Annotated in this window: 8 protein-coding genes; 6 read left to right on the forward strand and 2 right to left on the reverse strand. The window is 70.4% G+C overall.

Translation table 11 applies throughout. The features are described 5' to 3' along the window. Positions 1-33: 33 nt before the first annotated feature. Positions 34-1,665, forward strand: a complete 1,632-nt coding sequence (gene pruA / locus AQI70_RS36020) for an L-glutamate gamma-semialdehyde dehydrogenase (RefSeq protein WP_062156658.1) — start codon at positions 34-36, stop codon at positions 1,663-1,665. A gap of 69 nt (positions 1,666-1,734) precedes the next feature. Further along, a complete protein-coding gene (locus tag AQI70_RS36025; RefSeq protein WP_062156659.1) occupies positions 1,735-2,580 on the forward strand; it encodes an alpha/beta fold hydrolase in 846 nt (281 codons plus the stop codon). Between the two features lies 1 nt (position 2,581). Here the strand turns inward: AQI70_RS36025 and AQI70_RS36030 are convergent, their stop codons facing one another. Continuing rightward, a complete protein-coding gene (locus AQI70_RS36030; RefSeq protein ID WP_062156660.1) occupies positions 2,582-2,788 on the reverse strand; it encodes a DUF5988 family protein in 207 nt (68 codons plus the stop codon). 98 nt (positions 2,789-2,886) lie between these two features. Here AQI70_RS36030 and AQI70_RS36035 point away from each other — a divergent pair, with 98 nt between their 5' ends. Continuing rightward, positions 2,887-3,444, forward strand: coding sequence for a GNAT family N-acetyltransferase (locus AQI70_RS36035; protein WP_062156661.1), 558 nt, complete (start codon positions 2,887-2,889; stop codon positions 3,442-3,444). Positions 3,445-3,702: 258 nt separating this feature from the next. After that, positions 3,703-3,843: a hypothetical protein gene (locus AQI70_RS38890; protein WP_003997658.1), complete on the forward strand. Its 141-nt coding sequence runs from the start codon at positions 3,703-3,705 to the stop codon at positions 3,841-3,843. Positions 3,844-3,904: 61 nt separating this feature from the next. Here AQI70_RS38890 and AQI70_RS36040 read toward each other — a convergent pair whose 3' ends face one another. Then, a complete protein-coding gene (locus AQI70_RS36040; protein WP_062156662.1) occupies positions 3,905-5,467 on the reverse strand; it encodes a purple acid phosphatase family protein in 1,563 nt (520 codons plus the stop codon). 143 nt (positions 5,468-5,610) lie between these two features. Between AQI70_RS36040 and AQI70_RS36045 the strand changes: the two genes are divergently transcribed. Together AQI70_RS36045 and AQI70_RS36050 are read left to right on the forward strand one after the other, a co-directional pair. Continuing rightward, positions 5,611-6,654, forward strand: a complete 1,044-nt coding sequence (locus tag AQI70_RS36045) for a 3-isopropylmalate dehydrogenase (protein ID WP_062156663.1) — start codon at positions 5,611-5,613, stop codon at positions 6,652-6,654. A 268-nt stretch (positions 6,655-6,922) separates the two neighbouring features. Then, positions 6,923-8,006, forward strand: a 1,084-nt coding sequence (locus AQI70_RS36050; protein WP_062156664.1) for a branched-chain amino acid aminotransferase, incomplete at its 3' end; no start/stop codon positions are given.

Here is an 8,006-nt window from a genome sequence, read left to right on the forward strand (position 1 = left end):
AACACCCGCTCAAGTCAAGGAGTTACGGAACCCATGGACGCTGTGACCCAGGTCCCCACCCCCGTCAACGAGCCGGTGCACGGCTACGCCCCCGGCTCGCCCGAGCGCGCCCGGCTGGAGGCCAAGCTCAAGGAGCTGGCCGAGAACCCGATCGACCTGCCGTGCACCATCGGCGGCGAGAAGCGGATGGGCGGTGGTGCGGAGTTCCAGGTCGTGCAGCCGCACAACCACAAGGCCGTCCTCGGCACCTTCCGCCACGCCACCCAGCAGGACGCCCAGGACGCCATCGACGCGGCTCTCGCCGCCGCGCCGGCCTGGCGTGCGATGTCCTTCGACGACCGCGCGGCGATCATCCTGCGCGCCGCCGAGCTGCTGGCCGGTCCGTGGCGCGAGACGCTGGCCGCCTCCACCATGCTCGGCCAGTCGAAGACTGCCCAGCAGGCCGAGATCGACACGCCCTGCGAGCTCGTCGACTTCTGGCGGTTCAACGTCAAGTACGCCCGTGACCTGCTCGCCGAGCAGCCGCCGGCCAACTCCCCGGGTGTGTGGAACCGTCTCGACCACCGCCCGCTGGAGGGCTTCGTCTACGCGATCACGCCGTTCAACTTCACGGCGATCGCGGGCAACCTGCCGACGGCCCCCGCTCTCATGGGCAACGTCGTCGTCTGGAAGCCGTCCCCGACCCAGACCCACGCCGCCGTGCTGCTCATGCAGCTCCTTGAGGAGGCCGGGCTGCCCAAGGGCGTCATCAACCTCGTCACCGGCGACGGCATCGAGGTCTCCAAGGTGGCTCTTGAGCACCGTGACCTCGCCGGCATCCACTTCACCGGCTCGACCAAGACCTTCCAGTACCTGTGGAAGACGGTCGGCAACAACATCGAGAAGTACCGCTCCTACCCGCGCATCGTCGGTGAGACCGGCGGCAAGGACTTCGTCGTCGCCCACCCGAGCGCCGACGCGGCGGTGCTGAAGACCGCGCTGACCCGTGGCGCCTTCGAGTACCAGGGCCAGAAGTGCTCGGCGACCTCCCGGGCGTACATCCCGGCGTCGATCTGGAACTCCGGCTTCAAGGAGGAGTTCGCCGCCGAGGTCGACTACATCACCATGGGTGACGTCACCGACCTGTCCAACTTCATCGGCGCCGTCATCGACGAGCGTGCCTTCGCCAAGAGCAAGGCCGCGATCGACCGCGCGAAGTCCGACCCGTCCTGCACGATCGTCGCGGGCGGCTCCTACGACGACTCGGTCGGCTACTTCGTCCGTCCGACCGTCATCGAGTGCACCGACCCGGAGAACGAGGTCTTCACCACCGAGTACTTCGGCCCGATCCTCGCCGTGCACGTCTACGAGGACGACAAGTACGAGGAGATGCTCGACCAGATGGAGTCGGGGTCCGCCTACGCGCTCACCGGCTCGGTCATCGCGGGCGACCGCGCGGCGGCGGCGTACACGATGGAGAAGCTGCGCTACGCGGCCGGCAACTTCTACATCAACGACAAGTCGACCGGCGCCGTCGTCGGCCAGCAGCCCTTCGGCGGCGGCCGGGCCTCCGGCACCAACGACAAGGCCGGCGCCCCGCAGAACCTGATGCGCTGGACGCTGACCCGCGCCATCAAGGAGACGCTGGTCGCGCCGACCGACTACACCTACCCGCACATGGGCTGACACACCAACTCATGCCAGGAGGCCGGGCCTTGAGCGGGCCCGGCCTCTTCGTGCGGGCACAATGCGGTCATGACCGTGCAGACCGATGACGGCGTACGACTGTGGGCGAGCGCGTCCGGCCGGGGCGAGCCGTTGGTGCTGTGCCACGGCGGGCCGGGGCTGTGGGACATGTTCGAGGACGTGGCCGCGCTGCTCGGCGACCTGGCCACCACGGTCCGCTGGGACCAGCGCGGCTGCGGACGCTCGGAGCGGTGCGCGGGGCCCTGGACGACCGACCGGTTCGTGGCCGATCTGGAAGCCGTACGAGGGCACTTCGGGCTGGAGCGGACGGCGCTGCTCGGCCACTCCTGGGGCGCGCAGCTGGCGCTCGCCCATGCGCTGGCCCACCCCGAGCGGGTGAGTGCGCTGGTGTACGTGGCGGGAACGGGCATCGGGCCGGTCGCCGACTGGCACCCCGCCTACGCGGGGAACCTGCGGGCCCGCATCGGCGAGGTGCCCGAACGGCTCGCGCGGTGGCGGGACTTGACGCGCCGGCCGCAGCGGACCGACGAGGAGGACCGGGAGCGCGCCGTGCTCCAGTGGTCGGCCGAGTTCATGGACCGGGAGAGCGCTCAGGAGCAGGCCGAGCGCATGGCCGAGCCGTGGTTCGGGATCAACGACGAGTGCAACAAGGTCCTCAACCTCGAACTGAGCCGCACCATGGGCGCCCCCGAGCTGTACGCCGCCTGCCGGAGCCTGGAGGTGCCGGTGCTGATCGTCGACGGGGCGGGGGACATCCGGCCCCGCTCGGCGGTCGACTCCCTGGAGCGGGCGCTGCCCCGGGTCCGCCGGGTGATCCTGCCGGGGGCCGGCCACCTGCCGTGGGCCGAGGACCCGAAGGGCTTCCGGGAGGCGGTGGCCTCGGCGCTGGGGTGAGCTACTCGGCGATCTCCGTCCGCTCCCACCACTCGTACACCGGAAGCGTGCCCTCCGCTGTGTCCGCCCGGCGGGATGTCGGCCTGAAGTGCTCGTACCCCCCGCGGAGCTGGATCTTCACATCGGGACCGGGGGACGGAGGCGGGACGATCCGTTCCGGCAGGTCGTCCGGGCCGCCCTCCAGGAACACTTTCGACATGTCGTTCATGACCTCACCGTTCCCCTCGCCCTGACCCCGTGTCCCGTGCGGCGGAGAGGATCAGCCGAGTGGGCGATCCGGCCGTCGGCCCTGCCGATACTGGTCGGATGACCACCACCGCCTCCGCCGTCACGCCGCGCACCGTGCACACCGCCGACCTCACGCCCGCCGAACTGCGCGCGATCCGCGCCCTGTTGGACGACGCCTTCGACGGGGACTTCTCCGACGAGGACTGGGAGCACGGACTCGGCGGCATGCACGCCCTCGTCCACGACGACGCCGGACGGCTCGTCGCGCACGGTTCGGTGATCATGCGGCGGGTGCGGCACCGGGACCGGTGGCTGCGGGTCGGGTATGTCGAGGCGGTCGGCGTGCGGGCCGATGCGCGCCGGACGGGGCTCGGCGGCCGGGTGATGGCTCAGCTGGAGCGGGTGATCGACCGGGCGTACGACGCGGGGATGCTGTCCGCGAGCGACGAGGGGGCCGCCCTGTACGCCGCGCGGGGCTGGGAGGTGTGGAGCGGGCGGGTCTGTGCCCTGGGTCCGCAGGGCGTCGTCCGGCTGCCGGACGAGGAGGGCAGCACGTTCGTGCGTCCCGCCCTCGCCGGGCCGCTCGATCCGGCGTACGAGTTGGTCTTCGACTGGCGGGACGGGGACGTGCTGTGACGGGCTGGAGGCAACGCCGCAGTTCAGAGCCCTGTGACCCGGTCCACCGTCTCAGATAGTAGGAAGTCCGAGTAATTGTGGAGACAGATGGCCCGTCCTCCCTTAGCTTTGTAGAAGCCGAACGTCTCGCTCGATCAAGCGAATGGCGGTCGTGAGCCGGGCCCCGTGCAGGCAACCCCTGCGGCACCGCTCCCCGCCCCTTCCGGCGTCTCGTAACCCCTTTCCGCACTCCCGGATTGTCGAAGGAGTCGATTTCCCATGGCCGAGACGACCGCCCGCCGCCGAGTCCGTCACCTCTCCCGTACGAGCGAGTCCGACCGTAAGAACGCCGCCGCCGCGCTCCAGCGCGCCCTCGACCGCAGGGACAACGGCGGAGTCACGGGCCACCAGGCCGCGTAGACGCTCCGCCGGGGCGCCCCCACGAACCGGGAGCCGCACCCGCACGAGGTGCGGCGCGGTCTCACACCCCGCGCCGCACCTCGAAATGGTCGATGCGCTCGCCGCTCTGTGCCAGCGCCGACACCTTCAGGCGAGGCCTCGCGCCGCTCTCCGCCTCCACCGAGAGGAAGGAGAAGCCCCGGTACCGCACCCGTGACCACTCCACGCTCTCCGTCTTGGTGTCACGCGACCTGGTCCACCTGAAGGTGTCGACCGACTCCCGTTCGGTCACGTGCCCCTCGTAGCTCTCCTCGACGCCCGCCGGGAAGCCGTACAGCTCCTTGCCGCCGCCGCCCGCCGTGACGTACACGATGCCGTCCCGCGTCGGGTCCGTGGCCCCGCCGATCGGCACCCGCGCGCCCACCTCGCCGTTCTTGACGGCGTCCGTCCGCTCGTAGACGTGGTTGTGCCCGTTGATCACCAGGTCCACCTGATGCCGGGCGAACAGCGGGACCCACTCGGCCCGCACCCCGCCGTCGGACGCGTGCGTGGACGTCGAGTACGCGCAGTGGTGGAAGAAGACGACGACGAAGTCGACGCCCTTCGCCGCCCGCAGCTCACCGAGCCGCTCGTCCAGCCACTTCGTCTGACGGCCGTCCGTGTGACCGAGGTTGGCGGGAATCTCGTACGACACGTCGTTCGCGTCCAGCGCCACGAAGCCGACGTTGCCGTAGGTGAAGGAGTAGGCGCCCGGGGTCCTACGGGGATCGAAGCCGCTCTCCGGCAGGGACCAGCGGGCCAGCTGGCCGCCGTAGCCGTCCGGTGAGTACCAGGCCTCCATGTCGTGGTTGCCGGTCGTCACCATCCATGGCACCGACCTGGCCACCGACTCGGTCTGCTTCAGGTACAGGTCCCAGAAGCCGGGGTCGTATCGGTCCGACTCCTTGCCCAGGCCTTTGACGTCGGCGTAACAGATGTCGCCCGCGTGGAGGTGGAAGGCGGGGTTCCGGCGCAGCAGGACGTGGTCGCTCGCGGAGGCCGCCTCGCTCACGCCCTGGTCGCCGAAGGCCGTGAAGGTGAAGCTCTCCGGAGTGGCCGGGGCGGTGCGGAAGGAGGCGATCGTCGAGCGGTTCGCGGGCGCGGCCGGGTCGAAGCCGGCGTGGCCGACGCCGTAGTAGTACGTCGTGCCGGGGCGCAGGCCGTCCAGCGCCGCGTGCACGTAGTACTGCTCGAACGCCGGGCGGATGCCCCGCAGCGCCGGGGTGTGCAGATCGCGGACCTCGGCCTCGATCCGGCGGCTCAGGTCGTCGGGGCGCAGCCCGATCCGGACGAACGGCTTCCGCACCGCGGCCGGCACCTGCCAGGAGATCCGCATCTGCGTCTTCGGGTCGGCGCCGAAGGCGAGATGGCGGCCGAAGGGGGTGACGGCGGAGCCCGGCACCTCGGTGCGGGACGCCGACGCCGACGCGGTGGCCGTGCCGCCGGATCCGCCGCCCGAACACCCCGTCAGCAGCCCGCCGGCCACCGCCCCCGCCGTCACCAGCGTGCGGCGCCGGGAGAGTTTCGTACGCAGGTACTCGTGCTGTTCCGCCATGCTCATCCGGCGGGCGAGCTGTGGGGGGATGCCGAAGTCGGGGATGTCCATGGGTAGGGAACTTCCCAGCAAAGGCCAACACCCGCCGTACATACGGGTGAACGGCGGCCGACGCACAAGCGCCGTCCCCCGTCCGGCTGTCCGAATCGCGGACGCGGCATGTCATTCCATGGGACGAGGAGTAGGGTGCCGACATGTCTCGCAGCCTCAATCTCGCAGTGATCCCCGGTGACGGCATCGGGCAGGAAGTCGTGGCCGAAGGCCTCAAGGTCCTCTCCGCCGTCCTCCCGCAGGATGTGAAGCTGGAGACCAAGGAGTACGACTTCGGCGCCAAGCGCTACCACGCCACCGGTGAGACCCTCACCGACGCCGACCTCGCCGCCCTGAAGAAGCACGACGCCATCCTGCTCGGCGCCATCGGCGACCCGAGCGTCCCCTCCGGCGTCCTGGAGCGCGGCTTCCTGCTCAAGCTCCGCTTCGCCTTCGACCACCACGTCAACCTGCGGCCGAGCAAGCTGCTCCCGGGTGTCGCCACCCCGCTCGCCGGCGAGCCGCGGATCGACTTCGTCGTGGTCCGCGAGGGCACCGAGGGCCCGTACACCGGCAACGGCGGCACCATCCGCAAGGGCACCGAGCACGAGGTCGCCACCGAGGTCTCCGTCAACACGGCGTACGGCGTCGAGCGCGTGGTCCGTGACGCCTTCGCCCGCGCGCAGGCCCGCCCGCGCAAGAAGCTGGCACTGATCCACAAGAACAACGTGCTGACCTTCGCCGGTCACCTGTGGACGGACGTCTTCAACAAGGTGGCCGAGGAGTTCCCCGAGGTCACCACCGAGTACATGCACGTCGACGCGGCGACCATCTACCTGGTCACCCAGCCCGAGCGCTTCGACGTCATCGTCACCGACAACCTCTTCGGCGACATCATCACCGACCTCGCCGCGGCCGTCTCCGGTGGCATCGGCGTCGCCGCGAGCGGGAACATCAACCCGTCCGGCGAGTTCCCCTCGATGTTCGAGCCGGTGCACGGTTCCGCGCCCGACATCGCCGGCCAGGGCAAGGCCGACCCCACCGCCACGGTCCTGTCCGTCGCCCTCCTCCTGCGTCACCTCGGCTACGACGCCGAGGCGGCCCGCATCGAGGACGCCGTCTCCGCCGACCTCGCGGAGCGCACCGGCAAGCCCGCCCGCAGCACGTCGCAGATCGGCGACGCGCTGACCGTACGAGTAGCCGGCTGACCCGCCGCGCCCCTCGAACCTTCGAAGCCGCCGGGTCACTCGTACCCGGCGGCTTCCCCATGTCCGCCGCCGGGTGACACCATCGACCCCTGGGTCGCGATTCACGCCGATCACGCCGAACAGGCCGATTTCTTCCGCAGCCCCCGCTTGCGATAATCGAACGCGGAGCCGCGGAATGAGGGAATGCTCGGACGTCCTAGCACTGGCCACTGACAGTACTGGCGTGAGCGCGGCCCGTCACAACGCAACCGGTGAAGGACATCTACTCATGACGACGCCCACGATCGAGCTCAAGCCCTCCGCCAGCCCGCTCGCCGCCGCAGACCGCGAGGCCATCCTGACCAACCCGGGGTTCGGCCGCCACTTCACCGACCACATGGTGACGATCAAGTGGACCGAGGGCCGCGGCTGGCACGACGGCCAGCTCGTGCCGTACGCGCCGATCTCCCTCGACCCGGCCACCATGGTCCTGCACTACGCACAGGAGATCTTCGAGGGGCTCAAGGCCTACCGGCAGCCCGACGGGACCGTCGCCACCTTCCGCCCCGAGAAGAACGCCAAGCGCTTCCAGAGCTCCGCGCGCCGGCTCGGCATGCCCGAGCTGCCGGTCGAGACGTTCATCGAGGCGTGCGACGCGCTGGTGAAGCAGGACGAGGCCTGGGTGCCGGCACACGGTGGCGAGGAGTCCCTCTACCTGCGTCCGTTCATGTTCGCGACCGAGGTCGGCCTGGGCGTGAAGCCCGCGAGCGAGTACCTGTTCATGGTCATCGCCTCCCCGGCCGGCGCCTACTTCCCGGGCGGCGTCAAGCCGGTGTCCATCTGGGTCTCCGAGGACCACGTGCGCGCCGTGCCGGGCGGCATGGGCGACGCGAAGACGGGCGGCAACTACGCCGCATCCCTGCTGGCCCAGGCCGAGGCCGCCGCCGAGGGCTGCGCCCAGGTCTGCTACCTGGACGCGGTGGAGCGCAAGTGGGTCGAGGAGCTCGGCGGCATGAACCTGTACTTCGTGTACGGCGACAAGATCATCACCCCGTCCCTCACCGGTTCCATCCTGGAGGGCGTCACCCGTGACTCCCTGCTGACCGTCGCCCGTGACCTCGGCTACGAGGCCGAGGAGGGCCGCGTCTCGGTCGACCAGTGGCAGCGCGACTCGGAGAACGGCACCCTCACCGAGGTCTTCGCCTGCGGTACGGCGGCGGTCATCACGCCGGTCGGCACCGTCAAGCGCACGGGCGCCGAGTGGCAGCAGAGCGACGGAGAGCCCGGCGAAGTCACGCTCAGGCTTCGCCAGGCTCTCCTGGACATCCAGCGGGGCACCGCCGAGGACAAGCACGGCTGGATGCACAAGCTGG

Origin of the sequence: Streptomyces curacoi (assembly GCF_001513975.1) — a bacterium.
GTDB classification, from domain to species: domain Bacteria; phylum Actinomycetota; class Actinomycetes; order Streptomycetales; family Streptomycetaceae; genus Streptomyces; species Streptomyces curacoi.

What these genes read in the sequence shown, in the direction of transcription:
- pruA (WP_062156658.1), top strand. Translation starts at nt 34, where the DNA reads ATGGACGCTGTGACCCAGGTCCCCACCCCCGTCAACGAGCCGGTGCAC.
- AQI70_RS36025 (WP_062156659.1), top strand. Translation starts at nt 1,735, where the DNA reads ATGACCGTGCAGACCGATGACGGCGTACGACTGTGGGCGAGCGCGTCC.
- AQI70_RS36030 (WP_062156660.1), bottom strand. Translation starts at nt 2,788, where the DNA reads ATGAACGACATGTCGAAAGTGTTCCTGGAGGGCGGCCCGGACGACCTG.
- AQI70_RS36035 (WP_062156661.1), top strand. Translation starts at nt 2,887, where the DNA reads ATGACCACCACCGCCTCCGCCGTCACGCCGCGCACCGTGCACACCGCC.
- AQI70_RS38890 (WP_003997658.1), top strand. Translation starts at nt 3,703, where the DNA reads ATGGCCGAGACGACCGCCCGCCGCCGAGTCCGTCACCTCTCCCGTACG.
- AQI70_RS36040 (WP_062156662.1), bottom strand. Translation starts at nt 5,467, where the DNA reads ATGGACATCCCCGACTTCGGCATCCCCCCACAGCTCGCCCGCCGGATG.
- AQI70_RS36045 (WP_062156663.1), top strand. Translation starts at nt 5,611, where the DNA reads ATGTCTCGCAGCCTCAATCTCGCAGTGATCCCCGGTGACGGCATCGGG.